This is a genomic window from Microbacterium sp. NPDC056003 (assembly GCF_042274785.1).
Classification (GTDB): Bacteria; Actinomycetota; Actinomycetes; order Actinomycetales; family Microbacteriaceae; genus Microbacterium.
This window is the reverse complement of sequence record NZ_JBHJXQ010000001.1, coordinates 757053-774039: the sequence shown is the minus strand read 5'-3', so window position 1 is coordinate 774039 and position 16987 is coordinate 757053. Positions and strand designations below refer to the sequence as shown.

The window sequence follows — 16987 nt, the reverse complement described above, 5'->3', positions numbered from 1 at the left end:
CGGGTGCTGTGACTAGGCCGAGCGAACGGGCGAGCGAGTCCAGACGGCGCTCCCCGTCCCCGGCGGTCGGCGTCGATGCACCCGGTTCCGGCTCATCGGCCGACACCACCCGCCCCCAATCGGCGGCGCCCACGCTGAACGCCGTCGACGCCGGCAAGCGCCGCGAACCGCCGTGGGTTCGCCGCTACGCGAGTCGCCTGTTCTACTCCGACGCAGCGGTCGTCGCCGGGACTCTGCTGGCCTATGCGCTGATCGCGCTGGACCAGCTCACCCAGCCGGTGTCGTGGCCGGACGGCCCGAGCATCCCCTATTGGCTGCTTCTCACTCTTCTCGGTGTCTTCTGGCTGCTCGCGCTGGATGCACTGGACACCCGCGATAGGCACATGGTCGGACACGGCATCACCGAGTACCGACGGATCGTGAACGCGACGCTGACGGTGTTCGCCGTCGTCGTCGCAGTGGCGTTCTTCGTGAGGATCGACATCGCCCGGTCGGTGTTCATCGTGGCGCTGCCGATCGGATTGGTCGCTCTGCTTCTGTCGCGATGGTTGTGGCGTCAGTGGCTGCGGCGGCGACAGCGCCGCGGGAGCTACGTCTACCGGGCGATCATCGTGGGCGAGCGCTCCAAGGTCGCGCACATCGCTCAGCAGATCCGGCGCGCGCCGGACTCCGGCTACGTCATCGTGGGCGCGCTCACCAACGGTGACGATGAGTCCGTCGCCGGTATCCCGATTCTCGGCGACTTCGCGGCGGCGGGCGATGCGGTCGACGAAGTGGGTGCAGACACCCTCATCGTCGCCGAATCCGATCAGCTCGATCCGGTGACGATGCGTCGCCTCGGCTGGGAGATGGCCGACCGGGACGTGAACTGGGTGGTGGCCCCGGCGCTCACCGACGTGGCCGGTCCGCGCATCCACGCCCGCCCGGTCGCCGGCCTCCCGCTCGTCCATGTGGACTTCCCGACCCTCGAGGGGTACAAGCGCTTCGCGAAGCGCGCCTTCGACATCATCGGCTCATCGCTGCTGATCCTCTTCTTCTCGCCGGTCATGGTGGTCACGGCGATCGCCATCCGGATCGACGGCCCTGGGCCGATCATCTACCGCCAGCTGCGGATCGGTCGTGGCGGGCGGGAGTTCGGCATGGTGAAGTTCCGTTCCATGGTGGCGGACGCCGACGATCAGCTGGCGAGCCTTCTCGATGTGCAGGGCACCACCGATGAGCCGCTCTTCAAGGTCACCGACGACCCGCGCATCACCCGGGTGGGACGCGTGCTGCGCAAGCACTCGATCGACGAGCTGCCGCAGCTCTTCAACGTCTTCGTCGGCCAGATGAGCCTCGTCGGCCCCCGCCCCCAGCGCGCCGCAGAGGTCGCGCTCTACGACGACGACGCCCACCGGCGCATGCTCGTCAAGCCGGGTATGAGCGGGCTCTGGCAGGTCAGTGGAAGGTCCAGGCTCACCTGGGAAGACGCACTGCGGCTGGACCTCTACTACGTGGAGAACTGGTCGTTCACGCAAGACATCCAGATCCTCTTCCGGACGATCGGAGCCGTCGTCGCGCCCGGCGAGTCGGCGCACTGAGCGTGCCTCTCGGGATGATCCCAGCGTCGTCCCGCTAGCATCTTCAGGTGCCCCGCAAGCAGACCCCCGGCCGCTTCCGACACGGTCGGGCAGGCAACCATGCGCCCGCGCCCACGCGCCGGCGCCGCTGGCCGTGGGTGCTCCTGGCAGTGTCGGTGGTGATCCTCGCTCCTGCTGCCATCGTCGGCGGCATCTTCGCGTCGCAGGCGCTCGAAGTGCGCGACAACCTCATGCTGGCCAAGAGCAAGCTGGCCTCGATCGTCGACCTCGTGCAGGAGGGTGACCAGGAGGGGATCAAGGCCGCGGGTGCCGATGTCAGCCGGCTGACCGCCGAAGCTGCGACGATCGTTGAAGAGCCCCTGTGGGACGTCGCGGTCGACATCCCCGTAGTCGGCGCGAACGTCGAGGCTGTACGGGCGGCGACGCACGCGACCGACACCCTGGTCGTCGAGGCGATGCCGCCGGCGCTGCAGCTGCTCGCGACGATCCAGATCGATGAGCTGAAGGTCGAGGGCGGCGGACTCAACCTCGAGCCGTTCACCGGTGCCGCCGCCATCGTCCCCACCGTGCGCACCGCCCTCGCCGACGCCCAGGCCCAGGTCGCCCACGTCGACCGCAAGGAGCTGCTCCCAGTCGTCGACGACGCGGTCGGTCAACTCCTCGACGTCTTGGATCAGGCCGGCCCCGCCCTCGACATGGTCGAGAAGTACGTGCCGACACTGCTCGCGCTGGCTGGCGCGAACGAACCGCGCACCTATGTCGTGCTCTTCCAGAACAACGCCGAGATCCGTGCCACCGGCGGCAACGCCGCGAACGGAACCATCGTCACTGTCGATGCCGGCAAGATCGAGATGCGCAAGGACGAGGCGACCGACGCCTTCCACAATGCGGGTTACGACGGTCTGCTCCAGTACGAGATGCCAGAGTCGACGCTCTCGATGTACGAGTGGGAGTTCGATGCGTACTCGCAGAACTTCACGAGGACCCCTGACTTCCCGACGACGGCCGCCATGTACCGCTCCCTCTGGCAGACGACGAACGGCGGCGACATCGACGGGGTGATCTCCATCGACCCGGTCGTGCTCTCCTACCTGATGGTCGCAACCGGACCTATCGCGTTGGAGGATGGCACAGAACTCACATCCGAGAACGTCGTGCAGGTGCTGCTCAGCGACACGTACGAGCGGTTCGGGGTGGACGGGGACGCCGCCGACGAGTACTTCGGGGATGTCGCGGGCAAGGTCTTCGACACCGTCGCGGCCGGCGACTGGGACCCGAAGGAGATGCTCCTCCAGCTCCAGAAGTCGATGCTCGACGACCGCGTCTACATGTGGTTCCCCCGTGAGGCCGAGCAGGAGTTCGCTCAAGAGCTCGAACTCGACGGCGCGCTCGCCACCGACAATGTCGAGGCGACCGAGGTCGGCATCTGGCTGAACGACGCCTCGTACAGCAAGCTCGAGTACTACCTCAGCACCAAGATGGACATCTCGTGCGACCCTGCGGCGCGCACTGTGACATCCACGGTCACCCTGACCAACTCCATACCGAGCAGCGATCTCAGCCAGTACACCCTGGCCTGGCGCAATCCCAGCCTCGGACTCGCTCGCACGACGATGATCCTCGACGTGCTGTCCTACGCGGTGCCCGGCGGCACTCTGACGTCCGACCCCGAGTACGGCGACTTCGCCGACTGGACGCGCACGGGTTCGGAAGCGGGCCGCGACGGCCGGAGCATCACCATGCTTGTGCCCATGGGCGAGACGAAGACCGTCTCGTTCACGAGCACGCTCCCCGAAGACGAACTGGGCCCGCTGGCGGTTCGTTACTCGCCGACGGTGACGAAGACGCCGGTGACGATCGCGGATGCCTGCACCTCGCTGTTCCCGGAGGCCGAGCCGGGCCTTCTCGAGTCGCTCCCGCTGCCGACCCCGTCGGCGACGCCCACGCCCAAGCCCACTCCCTGATCGCAGTCCTCTCCTGCGGGCGATCGCCCGCAGGTTCTTCCCTCTGCGCGCGTTCACCGCAAGGATGGTCGGGTACGCCCGAGCGGGCACCGAAGGAGTGGGATATGGGTATCGACGACCTGGTGAACCAGGGCAAGGACTTCCTCGAGCAGAACAAGGACAAGATCGACGACGTCCTCAAGTCCGACCAGGCGGAGGACGTGAGCGACAAGGCCCTCGACGCGGCGGCCGACTTCGTCAAGAAGGTCGCTCCCGACAGCATCGACCAGCACGTGGACGGCGTGCGCGACAGCATCGACAAGTCGGTCGGCAACGAATAGGACTACCGCCGGTACAGGCGACGAAGCGGCTCGGATGCTCCGGGCCGTTTCTTCGTGCGCGGGGGCAACGCGACCTCGCCGGTGTCGTTCCGCCTCGGCGGAGCATCCCTCCCCCTGAGAACCTGCCGAGCATACTCGCCGCGCGACACGCCCGAGTTTGCGACACGCCCGGGCGGCACGTAGACTAGCGAGGTTCCACATTCCGGTGCGCCTTTCGGCGCGCGCAGGATCACTGCCAGGGCAGTGCATAGGCGGCGCGAGAGCGCAGGGTCCTAGGCCGCGGGCAGCAGAACCACCACATCTCAAACCTCCTTCAGCTCGAGAGCGCTGCTCTCGTGCGCGGGCAGGTGGCGGATGCCGGGAGCGGCGCTTCGGCGCGGCATCCGGATTGACATCAGAACAGCGGTGCAGCAACGCACTGCGCAAGCGGTGCAGAAGTGCCATGGCGCGCGAGCGCCACCGTGCGTCCAATGCCTCCGGGGAGCCCGGAACGGTAAGACGCGAGAAAGAGAGTGAGCAGACAATGGCGGGACAGAAGATCCGCATTCGCCTGAAGTCGTACGACCACGCCGGCCTCGACAGCTCGGCGCGCAAGATCGTCGACACCGTGACCCGTGCGGGCGCGACCGTCGTGGGCCCCGTGCCCCTTCCGACCGAGAAGAACGTCGTGTGCGTCATCCGGTCGCCCCACAAGTACAAGGACAGCCGCGAGCACTTCGAGATGCGCACCCACAAGCGTCTGATCGACATCATCGATCCGACGCCCAAGGCCGTCGACTCGCTGATGCGCCTTGACCTGCCGGCCGACGTCAACATCGAGATCAAGCTCTGAGGTTCGACATGGCTGACATCAACAACAAGATTTCCAAGGGCCTGCTCGGCACCAAGCTCGGCATGACCCAGGTATGGGATGAGAACGGCAAGCTCGTTCCCGTCACCGTCATCGAGGTCGCTCCGAACGTGGTCACCCAGGTTCGCACGCCCGAGAAGGACGGCTACAAGGCCGTCCAGATCGCGTACGGCCAGATCGACCCCCGCAAGGTCAACAAGCCCCTCACGGCCCACTTCGAGGCCGCCGGCGTGACCCCCCGCCGCCACCTCACCGAGATCCGCACCGCGGACGCTGCTGACTACTCACTCGGTCAGGAGCTCACGGTGGACGGCGTCTTCGAGGCCGGCCAGCTGATCGACGTCGTCGGCACCAGCAAGGGCAAGGGCACCGCGGGTGTCATGAAGCGCCACAACTTCAAGGGTGTCTCCGCCTCGCACGGTGCGCACCGCAACCACCGCAAGCCCGGTTCGATCGGCGCATCGTCGACCCCGAGCCGCGTCTTCAAGGGCATGCGCATGGCCGGCCGTATGGGTGGCGAGCGCGTGACCGTCCTCAACCTCAAGGTGCACGCCATCGACGCCGAGAAGGGTCTGCTGCTCGTCAAGGGCGCCGTCCCCGGCGCGCGTGGCCGCATCGTCTACGTCCGCAACGCAGTGAAGGGTGCCTGAGCACATGGCTGACTCGACTCTCGCGCTCGACGTCCACAAGGCCGACGGCAAGAAGGCCGGCTCTGTCGAGCTGCCCGCCGCGCTCTTCGACGTCAAGACGAACATTCCTCTGATCCACCAGGTCGTCGTCGCGCAGCGCGCGGCGGCTCGCCAGGGCACCCACTCGACCAAGCGTCGCGGTGAGGTCTCGGGCGCCGGCCGCAAGCCCTTCAAGCAGAAGGGCACGGGTAACGCCCGTCAGGGCTCGATCCGCGCGCCGCACATGACCGGCGGTGGCATCGTCCACGGCCCGAAGCCGCGCGACTACGCGCAGCGCACGCCCAAGAAGATGATCGCGGCCGCCCTCCTGGGCGCGCTCAGCGACCGTGCTCGCGGCGACCGCCTGCACATCGTCGACTCGTTCGGCATCGAGGGCGCCCCGTCGACCAAGGCTGCCGCCGCGGTCCTCACGGCCCTCGCCCCCACCAAGAACGTGCTGGTCGTCATCACGCGTGACGACGAGCTCAGCATCCTGAGCGTGCGCAACCTCGCGTACGTCCACGTGTTGTACGCCGACCAGCTGAACGCATACGACGTGCTCGTCTCCGACGACATCGTCTTCACCAAGGCCGCCTACGACGCGTTCGTCGCGTCGAAGACCGGCGCCACCGAGGAGGTCTCGGCATGACCGCCGCGAGCATCAACGGCCAGACAGGCCGATCTGTCCCGGTAAACAAGGACCCGCGCGACATCATCCTGAAGCCGGTCGTCTCCGAGAAGAGCTACGGGCTCATCGACGAGGGCAAGTACACGTTCCTCGTGGACCCCCGTGCCACGAAGACCGAGATCAAGCTCGCGATCGAGAAGATCTTCGGCGTCAAGGTGGCTGCGGTCAACACGATCAACCGCGTCGGCAAGGCCCGCCGCACCCGCTTCGGCACCGGCAAGCGCAAGGACACCAAGCGCGCCATCGTGACCCTGAAGTCGGGCACCATCGACATCTTCACGGCAGTCGGCTGACGGTCGGGATAGAGGACTAGAGATATGGCTATTCGCAAGTACAAGCCCACGACCCCGGGTCGCCGCGGCTCGTCGGTGGCCGACTTCGCCGAGATCACCCGATCGACGCCCGAGAAGTCGCTCCTCCGCCCGCTCGCCAAGACCGGTGGTCGCAACAACCAGGGTCGCATCACCACGCGCCACATCGGCGGTGGCCACAAGCGTCAGTACCGCGTCATCGACTTCCGTCGCAATGACAAGGACGGCATCGACGCCAAGGTCGCTCACATCGAGTACGACCCCAACCGCACGGCGCGCATCGCGCTCCTCCACTACGCGGACGGCGAGAAGCGCTACATCATCGCGCCGAACAAGCTGTCGCAGGGCGACATCGTCGAGTCGGGTCCCTCGGCCGACATCAAGCCCGGCAACAACCTGCCGCTGAAGAACATCCCCACCGGTACCGTGATCCACGCGATCGAGCTCCGTCCCGGCGGCGGCGCCAAGCTGGCCCGCTCGGCCGGCGTCTCGGTGCGTCTCGTCGCGAAGGACGGCCCGTACGCCCAGCTGCGTCTCCCCTCGGGTGAGATCCGCAATGTGGATGCCCGCTGCCGCGCGACCATCGGCGAGGTCGGCAACGCCGAGCAGTCGAACATCAACTGGGGCAAGGCCGGTCGCAACCGCTGGAAGGGTATCCGCCCGACCGTCCGCGGTGTCGCGATGAACCCCGTCGACCACCCCCACGGTGGTGGCGAGGGCAAGACCTCCGGTGGTCGTCACCCTGTTTCGCCGTGGGGCCAGGCCGAAGGCCGCACCCGCCACGCGAACAAGGAAAGCGACAAGTACATCGTTCGCCGTCGCAACGCCGGCAAGAAGCGCAAGTAGGAGTAGAGGAAGATGCCACGCAGTCTCAAGAAGGGCCCCTTCGTCGACGAGCACCTGCTCCGCAAGGTCGTCGTACAGAACGAAGCCGGCTCCAAGAACGTCATCAAGACCTGGTCGCGCCGCTCGATGATCGTCCCGGCCATGCTGGGCCACACGATCGCCGTGCACGACGGTCGCAAGCACATCCCCGTGTTCGTGACCGAGACCATGGTCGGCCACAAGCTGGGCGAATTCGCGCCCACCCGCACCTTCCGCGGCCACGTGAAGGACGACAAGAAGGGCCGTCGCCGCTAAGGCGGGGACGAAAGAGGAGAGAGAAATGGTGGAGTCCATCGCACGTGTGCGACACATCCGCGTGACCCCTCAGAAGGCTCGTCGTGTCGTCGCCCTCATCAAGGGCAAGCAGGCTGAGGAGGCCCTGGCCATCCTCAAGTTCGCGCCGCAGAGCGCGAGCGAGCCGATCTACAAGCTCGTCGCTTCGGCGATCGCGAACGCTCGCGTGAAGGCCGACAAGGATGGCGAGTTCCTGGACGAGCAGGACCTGTACGTGGCCAACGCGTACGTCGACGAGGGCACGACGCTCAAGCGTTTCCAGCCCCGTGCCCAGGGTCGTGCGTTCCAGATCAAGAAGCGCACGAGCCACATCACGGTCGTGCTCTCGACGCCCGAGGTCGCTGAGGCGGCCCCGGCTGCCAAGACGAAGAAGGCGAGCAAGTAATGGGCCAGAAGGTCAACCCGTACGGCTTCCGCCTCGGCATCACCACGGACCACGTGTCGCGTTGGTTCTCGGACTCGACGAAGCCCGGACAGCGCTACGCCGACTACGTGGCCGAGGACATCAAGATCCGTCGTCTGCTCACGACGTCGCTCGACCGCGCCGGCGTCAGCAACATCGAGATCGAGCGCACGCGTGACCGCGTCCGCGTCGACATCCACACCGCCCGCCCGGGCATCGTGATCGGCCGCCGCGGCGCCGAGGCCGAGCGCATCCGCGCCGACCTCGAGAAGCTCACCGGCAAGCAGATCCAGCTGAACATCCTCGAGGTCAAGAACCCCGAGGCCGACGCTCAGCTCGTCGCACAGGGCATCGCCGAGCAGCTCAGCGCCCGCGTGGCCTTCCGCCGCGCCATGCGCAAGGGTCTGCAGGGTGCTCAGCGCGCCGGCGCCAAGGGTGTCCGCATCCAGGTCTCCGGCCGCCTCGGCGGCGCCGAAATGAGCCGTTCGGAGTTCTACCGCGAGGGTCGTGTGCCGCTGCACACGCTGCGCGCGAACATCGACTACGGCTTCTACGAGGCCAAGACCACCTTCGGCCGCATCGGCGTGAAGGTGTGGATCTACAAGGGCGACCTGACCAACAAGGAGCTCGCTCGCGAGCAGGCCAACGCGCCCAAGTCGGACCGTCGTCGTGACGACCGCCCGCGTCGTGGCCCGCGCAACGAGGCCCCCGTCGCAGAAGGAGCATCGGCGTAATGCTTATCCCCCGCAAGGTCAAGTACCGCAAGCAGCACCACCCCAAGCGCGATGGCCAGGCCACCGGCGGCACGAAGGTCTCCTTCGGCGAGTTCGGCATCCAGGCCCTCACGCCCGCGTACGTGACGAACCGTCAGATCGAGTCCGCTCGTATCGCGATGACCCGTCACATCAAGCGTGGCGGCAAGGTGTGGATCAACATCTACCCCGACCGTCCGCTCACCAAGAAGCCGGCCGAGACCCGCATGGGTTCCGGTAAGGGTTCGCCCGAGTGGTGGGTCGCAAACGTCAAGCCGGGTCGCGTCCTCTTCGAGGTCGCCGGCGTCAACGAGGAACTCGCTCGTGAGGCCCTGACCCGTGCCATCCACAAGCTGCCTCTCAAGGCACGCATCATCAAGCGCGAGGAGGGCGACGCGTAATGGCGATCGGCACCAAGACGCTCGCTCCCAGCGAGCTCGACACGTTCGAAGACCAGCGCCTCGTCGAGGAGCTGCGCAAGGCCAAGGAAGAGCTGTTCAACCTGCGCTTCCAGTCGGCCACCGGCCAGCTCGAGAGCCACGGCCGCATCCGTGCGGTCAAGCGCGACATCGCGCGGCTCTACACGGTGATCCGTGAGCGCGAGCTCGGCATCCGTGCCACGCCCGCGCCGCTGGAGACCGCGACGAAGGCGAAGAAGACGAAGGCCAAGAAGGCGGATGCCGCTGACGAGGCCGTGAAGGAAGAGGCCGAGTAATGGCTGAGACCACCGAGAAGAAGGCCCCCGCGAAGAAGGCCACGGCTGCCAAGGCCGAGGTCGTCGAGCAGGTCGCCGGCCACGAGTCCGCCGAGCACGATGTGCGCGACGCCGACGCCCGTGGCTACCGCAAGTCGCGTCGTGGCTACGTCGTGAGCGACAAGATGGACAAGACGATCGTCGTCGAGGTCGAGGACCGCGTGAAGCACCCCCTCTACGGCAAGGTCATCCGTCGGACCTCCAAGGTCAAGGCTCACGACGAGGGCAACACCGCCGGCATCGGCGACCTCGTCCTCATCAACGAGACCCGTCCGCTCAGCGCCACCAAGCGCTGGCGCCTGGTCGAGATCCTCGAGAAGGCCAAGTAAGCCTCGGGCTTGCCTGGTACCCAAGGAGTAAGAAGTGATTCAGCAGGAATCCCGCCTCAAGGTCGCCGACAACACCGGCGCCAAGGAGCTGCTCACGATCCGCGTGCTCGGTGGCTCGCACCGCCGGTACGCCGGTCTGGGCGACACCATCGTGGCCACGGTCAAGGATGCGATCCCCGGCGGCAACGTCAAGAAGGGCGACGTGGTCAAGGCCGTCATCGTCCGCACCAAGAAGGAGACCCGTCGTCCCGACGGCTCGTACATCAAGTTCGACGAGAACGCCGCCGTGATCCTGAAGAACGACGGGGAGCCCCGCGGCACCCGCATCTTCGGACCGGTCGGCCGTGAGCTTCGCGACAAGAAGTTCATGAAGATCGTCTCGCTCGCACCGGAGGTGATCTGACCCTCATGGCCAAGATCAAGAAGGGCGACCTGGTTCAGGTCCTCACTGGCAAGAAGCAGGCCAACGGCGGAGACCGCGGCAAGCAGGGCAAGGTCCTCGAGGTCCTCGTCGAGCAGAACCGCGTCATCGTCGAGGGCGTGAACTACGTCACCAAGCACACCCGCGTCGGCCAGACCCAGCGCGGCACCAAGACGGGCGGTCTCGAGACGTTCGAGGCTCCCATCCACATCTCCAACGTCGCCCTCGTCGACCCCTCGACCAAGAAGCCGACCCGCGTCGGCCACCGTGTCGAGGAGCAGACGAAGGACGGCGTGAAGCGCACCGTCCGCGTGCGCTACGCCAAGAAGTCAGGCAAGGACCTCTGAACATGAGCACCGCCACTGCCGCGGAGGCTGGCAAGATCCAGCCCCGCCTGAAGCAGAAGTACAACACCGAGATCAAGAAGCAGCTGCAGGACGAGTTCGGCTACGCCAACGTCATGCAGATCCCTGGTCTGGTCAAGGTCGTCGTGAACACCGGTGTCGGCGAGGCAGCTCGCGACAGCAAGGTGATCGATGGTGCGGTCGAGGACCTCACCAAGATCACCGGTCAGAAGCCCGTCGTCACCAAGGCCCGCAAGTCCATCGCGCAGTTCAAGCTGCGCGAGGGCCAGGCCATCGGCGCGCACGTCACCCTCCGCGGCGACCGTGCGTGGGAGTTCGTGGACCGTCTCGTGAACCTCGCGCTGCCCCGCATCCGCGACTTCCGTGGTCTGTCGGCCAAGCAGTTCGACGGTCACGGCAACTACACCTTCGGTCTCCAGGAGCAGTCCGTGTTCCACGAGATCGACCAGGACAAGATCGATCGCGTTCGCGGGTTCGACATCACGGTCGTGACGTCGGCGAAGACGGATGCCGAGGGCCGTGCGCTCTTGCGTCACCTCGGCTTCCCGTTCCGCGGCGAGGACGCTCAGGCCTGAACGGCCGACTCCCCGGGAGCCCACCGGCTCCCGGGGAACTCATAGAAGGTCGGCTGTCGTGTAACGGCAGTCGAAACCTCTTGAACGAAGGAAACAAGAAATGACAATGACAGACCCGGTCGCAGACATGCTGACCCGTCTGCGCAACGCGAACTCGGCGCACCACGACACCGTGTCGCTGCCGAGCTCCAAGCTCAAGACCCACATCGCCGACATCCTCAAGCAGGAGGGCTACATCGCGGGCTGGGAGGTCTCCGATGCACGCGTCGGCCAGACCCTCACGCTGACGCTCAAGTACGGCCCGAACCGCGAGCGGTCGATCGCCGGCATCAAGCGCGTCTCCAAGCCCGGTCTGCGCGTCTACGCGCGCTCGACCGAGATCCCCACGGTCCTCGGTGGCCTCGGCGTCGCCATCCTCTCCACTTCCTCTGGCCTCCTCACGGACCGCCAGGCTCAGCAGAAGGGCGTGGGTGGGGAAGTCCTCGCCTACGTGTGGTGATCTGACATGTCGCGTATCGGACGTCTCCCGATCGACATCCCCGCCGGTGTGACCATCACGGTCGACGGCCAGGATGTCGCGGTCAAGGGCCCCAAGGGCGAGCTCACGCTCTCCGTGGCACGCCCCATCGAGGTCAAGGTCGAAGAGGGCCAGGTCGTCGTGACCCGTCCCGACGACGAGCGCGAGTCGCGCTCGCTGCACGGCCTGACCCGCACGCTCATCAACAACAACATCATCGGTGTCACCCAGGGCTACACCAAGGGCCTCGAGGTCGTCGGCACGGGTTACCGCGTGGCGCAGAAGGGCAGCTCGGTCGAGTTCGCCCTCGGCTTCTCGCACCCCGTCCTGGTCGACCCGCCCGCGGGTATCACCTTCACGGTCGAGGGCAACAACAAGCTCACCGTGAGCGGCATCGACAAGCAGGCCGTCGGCGAGGCGGCTGCCAACATCCGCAAGATCCGCAAGCCCGAGCCGTACAAGGGCAAGGGTGTGCGCTACGCCGGCGAGGTCGTGCGGCGCAAGGCCGGAAAGGCTGGTAAGTAACCATGGCTGTGAAGTCGAAGACCGACGCACGTTCGCGTCGTCACGCCCGCCTTCGCAAGAAGGTCGTCGGCACCGAGCTGCGTCCCCGCCTTGTCGTCACGCGTTCGGCCCGCCACGTCTTCGTGCAGGTCGTGGACGACAGCAAGGGCCACACCGTGGCCTCGGCCTCGACCCTCGAGACCGATCTGCGCACGTTCGACGGTGACAAGACCGCCAAGGCCCGCAAGGTCGGCGAGCTCGTCGCCGAGCGTGCGAAGGCCGCCGGCGTCTCGGACGTCGTGTTCGACCGCGGTGGCAACCGCTACGCGGGCCGTGTCGCGGCGATCGCCGACGGCGCTCGCGAAGGAGGTCTGAACCTGTGAGCGAAACAACCAACAACCCGGAGAACGAAGTGACCGAGCAGGCTGCTGCCGCCACGACCACCGAGGCGCCCGCCGAGCGTGAGCGCGAGCCCCGCCGCGGCGGTCGCGAGCGCAACGCCAACCAGCGTGACCGCGGTTCGCGCGATGCCGACAAGAGCCAGTTCCTGGAGCGCGTCGTCACGATCAACCGCGTGTCGAAGGTCGTCAAGGGCGGTCGTCGCTTCAGCTTCACCGCGCTCGTGGTCGTCGGTGACGGCAACGGCGTCGTGGGCGTCGGCTACGGCAAGGCCCGCGAGGTGCCCCTGGCCATCTCGAAGGGTGTCGAAGAGGCCAAGCGCAACTTCTTCCGCGTTCCGCGCGCCGGCTCGACCATCCCGCACCCCGTGCAGGGTGAGGCCGCTGCCGGTGTGGTGCTCCTGCGCCCCGCCGGTGCCGGTACCGGTGTCATCGCCGGTGGTCCGGTCCGTGCCGTCCTCGAGTGCGCGGGCATCCACGATGTCCTCTCGAAGTCGCTCGGCTCGTCGAACACGATCAACATCGTCCACGCGACGGTGGAGGCCCTGAAGCAGCTCGAGGAGCCCCGTGCGGTCGCCGCGCGTCGTGGCCTCGAGTTCGACCAGGTGGCCCCCGCCCGTCTCGTCCGTGCCGAGGCCGAGGCCGCGGCTGCTGCGAAGGCAGGTGTCTGATGGCCGCGCGCCTGAAGGTGACCCAGGTCAAGTCCAAGGTGAGTGAGAAGCAGAACCAGCGTGACACGCTGCGTTCGCTCGGTCTCAAGCGGATCGGCGACTCGGTCGTCCGTCCCGACGACGCGCAGACGCGCGGCTACGTCAAGACCGTCGCTCACCTCGTGAAGGTTGAGGAGATCGACTAATGGCTGAGAAGGCCGAGAAGAACGACGCCGTCGAGGAGAAGGCTTCGAAGAAGCCCGCCGCTTCGAAGGCTGCTGCCGCGAAGGCTCCGGCGAAGAAGGCGACCGCCAAGGCCGCCGACAAGCCGGCTGCCGAGAAGAAGGCGCCCGCCAAGACCGCTGCTGCCAAGGCCGACAAGGCCGACGCTGCGGAGAAGGCCGAGAAGGCGCCTGCCGCCAAGAAGGCTGCTCCGAAGGCCGACGCTCCCGCGTCGCGCCCCGGCGTGCTGAAGGTGCACCACCTGCGTCCCGTCCCGGGCGCCCGCACCGCCAAGACCCGCGTGGGTCGTGGTGAGGGCTCGAAGGGCAAGACCGCTGGTCGTGGCACCAAGGGCACGAAGGCCCGCTACCAGGTCAAGGTCGGCTTCGAGGGCGGCCAGATGCCGCTGCACATGCGCACCCCGAAGCTGCGCGGGTTCAAGAACCCGTTCCGTGTCGAGTACCAGGTCGTGAACCTGGAGAAGCTCGCCGAGCTGTACCCGTCCGGTGGCGACGTCACCGTCGGCGACCTGGTCGCCAAGGGCGCGGTTCGCAAGAACGAGAAGGTCAAGGTGCTCGGCACCGGCGACATCTCGGTGAAGCTCAACGTGTCGGTCGACAAGGTCTCGGGTTCCGCCGAGCAGAAGATCGTCGCCGCGGGCGGCACCGTCAAGTAGTACACGCAGTGGGGGTCGGAGCATTGCTCCGACCCCCACTGGGTTACCCTGGACGTCGGCGCGTCGTCGTGCGTGCCGGCATCCCCTCTGGAGGCATCCACTTGTTCAGCGCCATCGCGCGGGTCTTCCGCACACCCGACCTTCGGCGGAAGATCGCATTCACCCTGGCGATCATCGCCCTGTACCGCTTCGGTGCCCACATTCCGGCGCCGTTCGTCGACTTCCCGAACGTGCAGTCCTGCCTGTCCGCCTCGGCCGGCACGCAGGGGCTGCTCTCGCTCGTCAACCTGTTCTCGGGCGGCGCCCTGCTGCAGCTTTCGATCTTCGCGCTCGGCGTCATGCCGTACATCACCGCGACGATCATCGTCCAGTTGCTGCGCGTCGTCATCCCGCACTTCGAGACCCTCTACAAGGAGGGCCAGTCGGGCCAGGCGAAGCTCACCCAGTACACGCGCTACCTCACGATCGCACTTGCACTGCTGCAGTCGACGACCCTCGTGACGGTGGCCCGCAGCGGCCAGCTCTTCGGCACCACGGGCATCCCCGAGTGCGAGCAGCTCCTCACCAACGACGCGTGGTGGGCGCAGCTCCTCATGATCATCACGATGACCGCCGGCACCGGCCTCATCATGTGGTTCGCCGAGCTCGTCACCGAGCGCGGCATCGGCAACGGCATGTCGCTGCTGATCTTCACGTCGATCGCCGCAGCCTTCCCGGCGTCGATGTGGGCCATCTGGCAGTCGCGCGGCTTCGAGGTCTTCCTCCTCGTGCTGGCCGTCGGCATCGTCGTCGTCGCCCTCGTGGTCTTCGTCGAGCAATCGCAGCGACGCATCCCGGTGCAGTACGCCAAGCGCATGGTCGGGCGTCGCACATACGGCGGCACGAACACGTACATCCCGATCAAGGTCAACATGGCCGGCGTCGTGCCCGTCATCTTCGCCTCGTCGCTGCTGTACATCCCGGCGCTCATCGCGCAGTTCAACATGCAGCCGAACGCCGACAACGAGATCCCGGGCTGGGTCTCGTGGATCCAGCAGTACTTCACCAACGGCGATCACCCGATCTACATGCTGGTGTACTTCCTGCTCATCGTCGGGTTCACCTACTTCTACGTCGCGATCACGTTCAACCCGGTCGAGGTAGCCGACAACATGAAGAAGTACGGCGGGTTCATCCCCGGCATCCGTGCCGGTCGTCCCACCGCCGAGTACCTCGACTACGTGCTCACGCGCATCACGCTGCCCGGCTCGCTGTACCTCGGCTTCATCGCCCTCCTTCCGCTCATCGCCCTCGCGACGGTCGGTGCCAACCAGAACTTCCCGTTCGGAGGCGCCTCGATCCTCATCATCGTCGGCGTCGGCCTCGAGACCGTGAAGCAGATCGACGCTCAGCTGCAGCAGCGCCACTACGAAGGGCTCCTCCGATGACGCGCCTGCTCATCGTGGGGCCCCAGGGCTCGGGCAAGGGAACGCAGGGCGTGCGGATCGCCGAGGCGTTCGGCGTCCCGGCGATCTCGACGGGCGACGTGTTCCGTGCGGCCGTGGCCGAAGGAACCGAGCTCGGATCCCAGGTCAAGGCGATCATCGAGGCGGGCGACCTGGTGTCAGACGAGCTGACGAGCGCGGTCGTGCGCGAGCGCCTCTCGCAGGACGATGCCGAGGGCGGGTTCCTGCTCGACGGCTACCCGCGCAACGTGACGCAGGTCATGCACCTCGACGAGTTCCTCGAGGGCCGCGGCGACGAGCTCGACGCCGTGATCGAGCTCAGCGTTCCGCGTGACGAGAGCATCGCGCGGCTGTCGCTGCGGGCGCAGGAGCAGGGACGCACCGACGACACCGAAGAGGTCATCGCGAACCGTCTGGCGATCTACGAGCGCGAGACGGCGCCGATCCTCGGCGTCTACGGCGCGCGCGGGATCGTCGTGCAGATCGACGGCGTCGGCTCGCTCGACGACATCACCGCGCGCATCATCTCGGCGCTCGAGGCCCGCGGCCTCAACCGCTCCGCTGCGGCCTGAGTCCGTGTCCTTCCGCCGCTCGATCTACAAGACGCCCGCCCAGCTGCGCGCGATGGTGGAGCCCGGCCTCATCACCGCAGCCGCGCTGGACGCGGTCCGCGCGCTGATCGCGCCCGGCGTGACGACGGGGGAGCTGGATGCCGCGGCATCCGCTCTCATCACCGCTCGCGGCGCCAAGTCGAACTTCCAGATGGTCCGCGGATACCGCCATACGATCTGCGCGTCGGTCAACGAGCAGGTCGTGCACGGGATCCCGGGTAACCGCGCCCTCGAGCCCGGCGACATCGTCTCGATCGACGCCGGCGCAGAGTTCAGGGGCTGGAACGGCGACTCGGCGTTCACCGTCGTGCTCGACGACGCATCCCGTCCCGACGTGGTCGCCGAACGGCGGCTGCTGTCGGAGGTGACCGAGGGCTCGCTGTGGGCGGGCATCGCCTCGCTCGCGACGGCTTCGCACATCGGCGAGGTGGGCGGCGCGATCCAGGGTCACATCGAGGCGAACGCGCCTGACGGCGGATACGGCATCCTGCGCGAGTACGTGGGCCACGGCATCGGGCGAAAGATGCACGAGGCTCCGTCGGTGTTCAACTACCGCGTGTCGGACCCCGGACCCGAGGTGCGCCCCGGTCTCGTCCTGGCGATCGAGCCCATGGTCGTCATCGGCGATCAGGCGACCTTCGTCGAGGATGACGGCTGGACGGTGTCGACGACGGACGGCACCGCGGGCTCCCATTGGGAACATAGCGTCGCCGTGCACGATGGAGGCATCTGGGTGCTGACGGCACCCGACGGCGGCGCCGCGGGGCTCGCCCCGTTCGGCATCACGCCGGTGGAGATCGCGTAG

The 16987-nt window shown here is 67.0% G+C and carries 26 protein-coding genes; all 26 read left to right on the top strand.

The window, feature by feature from the left end; genetic code table 11:
* Positions 1-8 precede the first annotated feature (8 nt).
* The 26 genes from ACFC1W_RS03635 (at position 9) to map (ending at position 16987) form a co-directional block, all read left to right on the top strand.
* Positions 9-1580: a sugar transferase gene (locus ACFC1W_RS03635; protein WP_375988741.1), complete on the top strand. Its 1572-nt coding sequence runs from the start codon at positions 9-11 to the stop codon at positions 1578-1580.
* A 47-nt stretch (positions 1581-1627) separates the two neighbouring features.
* Positions 1628-3544 (top strand): DUF4012 domain-containing protein, encoded by a 1917-nt coding sequence (locus ACFC1W_RS03630; RefSeq protein WP_375988738.1) that lies wholly within the window; start codon positions 1628-1630, stop codon positions 3542-3544.
* A 104-nt stretch (positions 3545-3648) separates the two neighbouring features.
* The gene (locus tag ACFC1W_RS03625) at positions 3649-3864 is read left to right on the top strand and encodes a hypothetical protein (RefSeq protein WP_375988735.1); all 216 of its coding nucleotides are present in this window, start codon (positions 3649-3651) and stop codon (positions 3862-3864) included.
* A gap of 523 nt (positions 3865-4387) precedes the next feature.
* Complete coding sequence (rpsJ, locus tag ACFC1W_RS03620; protein ID WP_013584016.1) at positions 4388-4696, top strand: 30S ribosomal protein S10; 309 nt, start codon at positions 4388-4390, stop codon at positions 4694-4696.
* Between the two features lie 8 nt (positions 4697-4704).
* The gene (rplC, locus tag ACFC1W_RS03615; RefSeq protein WP_191766100.1) at positions 4705-5364 is read left to right on the top strand and encodes a 50S ribosomal protein L3; all 660 of its coding nucleotides are present in this window, start codon (positions 4705-4707) and stop codon (positions 5362-5364) included.
* A gap of 4 nt (positions 5365-5368) precedes the next feature.
* On the top strand, positions 5369-6031 hold the full coding sequence (gene rplD, locus ACFC1W_RS03610; RefSeq protein ID WP_241112745.1) for a 50S ribosomal protein L4: 663 nt from the start codon (positions 5369-5371) through the stop codon (positions 6029-6031).
* The gene (rplW, locus tag ACFC1W_RS03605; protein WP_375988730.1) at positions 6028-6363 is read left to right on the top strand and encodes a 50S ribosomal protein L23; all 336 of its coding nucleotides are present in this window, start codon (positions 6028-6030) and stop codon (positions 6361-6363) included. Before rplD ends, rplW begins: the two co-directional genes overlap by 4 nt.
* Before the next feature lie 24 nt (positions 6364-6387).
* A complete protein-coding gene (rplB, locus tag ACFC1W_RS03600; RefSeq protein ID WP_241112746.1) occupies positions 6388-7227 on the top strand; it encodes a 50S ribosomal protein L2 in 840 nt (279 codons plus the stop codon).
* A 12-nt stretch (positions 7228-7239) separates the two neighbouring features.
* On the top strand, positions 7240-7521 hold the full coding sequence (gene rpsS / locus ACFC1W_RS03595; protein ID WP_019181724.1) for a 30S ribosomal protein S19: 282 nt from the start codon (positions 7240-7242) through the stop codon (positions 7519-7521).
* Between the two features lie 25 nt (positions 7522-7546).
* On the top strand, positions 7547-7945 hold the full coding sequence (rplV, locus tag ACFC1W_RS03590) for a 50S ribosomal protein L22 (RefSeq protein WP_191766097.1): 399 nt from the start codon (positions 7547-7549) through the stop codon (positions 7943-7945).
* Positions 7945-8697 carry a 30S ribosomal protein S3 gene (rpsC, locus tag ACFC1W_RS03585; protein WP_169580747.1) on the top strand — a complete coding sequence of 251 codons (753 nt, stop codon included), beginning with the start codon at positions 7945-7947 and terminating at the stop codon, positions 8695-8697. The genes rplV and rpsC overlap by 1 nt, the downstream gene beginning before the upstream one ends.
* Positions 8697-9116, top strand: coding sequence for a 50S ribosomal protein L16 (rplP, locus tag ACFC1W_RS03580; protein ID WP_045275476.1), 420 nt, complete (start codon positions 8697-8699; stop codon positions 9114-9116). Before rpsC ends, rplP begins: the two co-directional genes overlap by 1 nt.
* On the top strand, positions 9116-9430 hold the full coding sequence (gene rpmC / locus ACFC1W_RS03575) for a 50S ribosomal protein L29 (protein WP_045275475.1): 315 nt from the start codon (positions 9116-9118) through the stop codon (positions 9428-9430). The genes rplP and rpmC overlap by 1 nt, the downstream gene beginning before the upstream one ends.
* Positions 9430-9798: a 30S ribosomal protein S17 gene (gene rpsQ, locus ACFC1W_RS03570; RefSeq protein ID WP_241112747.1), complete on the top strand. Its 369-nt coding sequence runs from the start codon at positions 9430-9432 to the stop codon at positions 9796-9798. Before rpmC ends, rpsQ begins: the two co-directional genes overlap by 1 nt.
* A gap of 34 nt (positions 9799-9832) precedes the next feature.
* Positions 9833-10201 (top strand): 50S ribosomal protein L14, encoded by a 369-nt coding sequence (rplN, locus tag ACFC1W_RS03565; RefSeq protein WP_191766096.1) that lies wholly within the window; start codon positions 9833-9835, stop codon positions 10199-10201.
* Between the two features lie 5 nt (positions 10202-10206).
* The gene (gene rplX, locus ACFC1W_RS03560) at positions 10207-10566 is read left to right on the top strand and encodes a 50S ribosomal protein L24 (protein ID WP_191766095.1); all 360 of its coding nucleotides are present in this window, start codon (positions 10207-10209) and stop codon (positions 10564-10566) included.
* A gap of 2 nt (positions 10567-10568) precedes the next feature.
* On the top strand, positions 10569-11159 hold the full coding sequence (rplE, locus tag ACFC1W_RS03555) for a 50S ribosomal protein L5 (protein WP_241112748.1): 591 nt from the start codon (positions 10569-10571) through the stop codon (positions 11157-11159).
* A gap of 100 nt (positions 11160-11259) precedes the next feature.
* Positions 11260-11658, top strand: a complete 399-nt coding sequence (gene rpsH / locus ACFC1W_RS03550; protein ID WP_241112749.1) for a 30S ribosomal protein S8 — start codon at positions 11260-11262, stop codon at positions 11656-11658.
* A 6-nt stretch (positions 11659-11664) separates the two neighbouring features.
* Positions 11665-12201, top strand: a complete 537-nt coding sequence (gene rplF, locus ACFC1W_RS03545; protein ID WP_375988720.1) for a 50S ribosomal protein L6 — start codon at positions 11665-11667, stop codon at positions 12199-12201.
* A 2-nt stretch (positions 12202-12203) separates the two neighbouring features.
* Positions 12204-12563, top strand: coding sequence for a 50S ribosomal protein L18 (rplR, locus tag ACFC1W_RS03540; protein ID WP_241112751.1), 360 nt, complete (start codon positions 12204-12206; stop codon positions 12561-12563).
* A 29-nt stretch (positions 12564-12592) separates the two neighbouring features.
* Complete coding sequence (gene rpsE / locus ACFC1W_RS03535; RefSeq protein WP_308220046.1) at positions 12593-13249, top strand: 30S ribosomal protein S5; 657 nt, start codon at positions 12593-12595, stop codon at positions 13247-13249.
* Positions 13249-13434, top strand: coding sequence for a 50S ribosomal protein L30 (gene rpmD, locus ACFC1W_RS03530; RefSeq protein WP_023954062.1), 186 nt, complete (start codon positions 13249-13251; stop codon positions 13432-13434). Before rpsE ends, rpmD begins: the two co-directional genes overlap by 1 nt.
* The gene (rplO, locus tag ACFC1W_RS03525; protein ID WP_375988717.1) at positions 13434-14126 is read left to right on the top strand and encodes a 50S ribosomal protein L15; all 693 of its coding nucleotides are present in this window, start codon (positions 13434-13436) and stop codon (positions 14124-14126) included. The genes rpmD and rplO overlap by 1 nt, the downstream gene beginning before the upstream one ends.
* Positions 14127-14227: 101 nt before the next feature.
* A complete protein-coding gene (gene secY, locus ACFC1W_RS03520) occupies positions 14228-15553 on the top strand; it encodes a preprotein translocase subunit SecY (protein WP_241112753.1) in 1326 nt (441 codons plus the stop codon).
* Positions 15550-16143 (top strand): adenylate kinase, encoded by a 594-nt coding sequence (locus ACFC1W_RS03515; RefSeq protein WP_375988714.1) that lies wholly within the window; start codon positions 15550-15552, stop codon positions 16141-16143. Before secY ends, ACFC1W_RS03515 begins: the two co-directional genes overlap by 4 nt.
* A gap of 4 nt (positions 16144-16147) precedes the next feature.
* On the top strand, positions 16148-16987 hold the full coding sequence (map, locus tag ACFC1W_RS03510) for a type I methionyl aminopeptidase (RefSeq protein ID WP_375988711.1): 840 nt from the start codon (positions 16148-16150) through the stop codon (positions 16985-16987).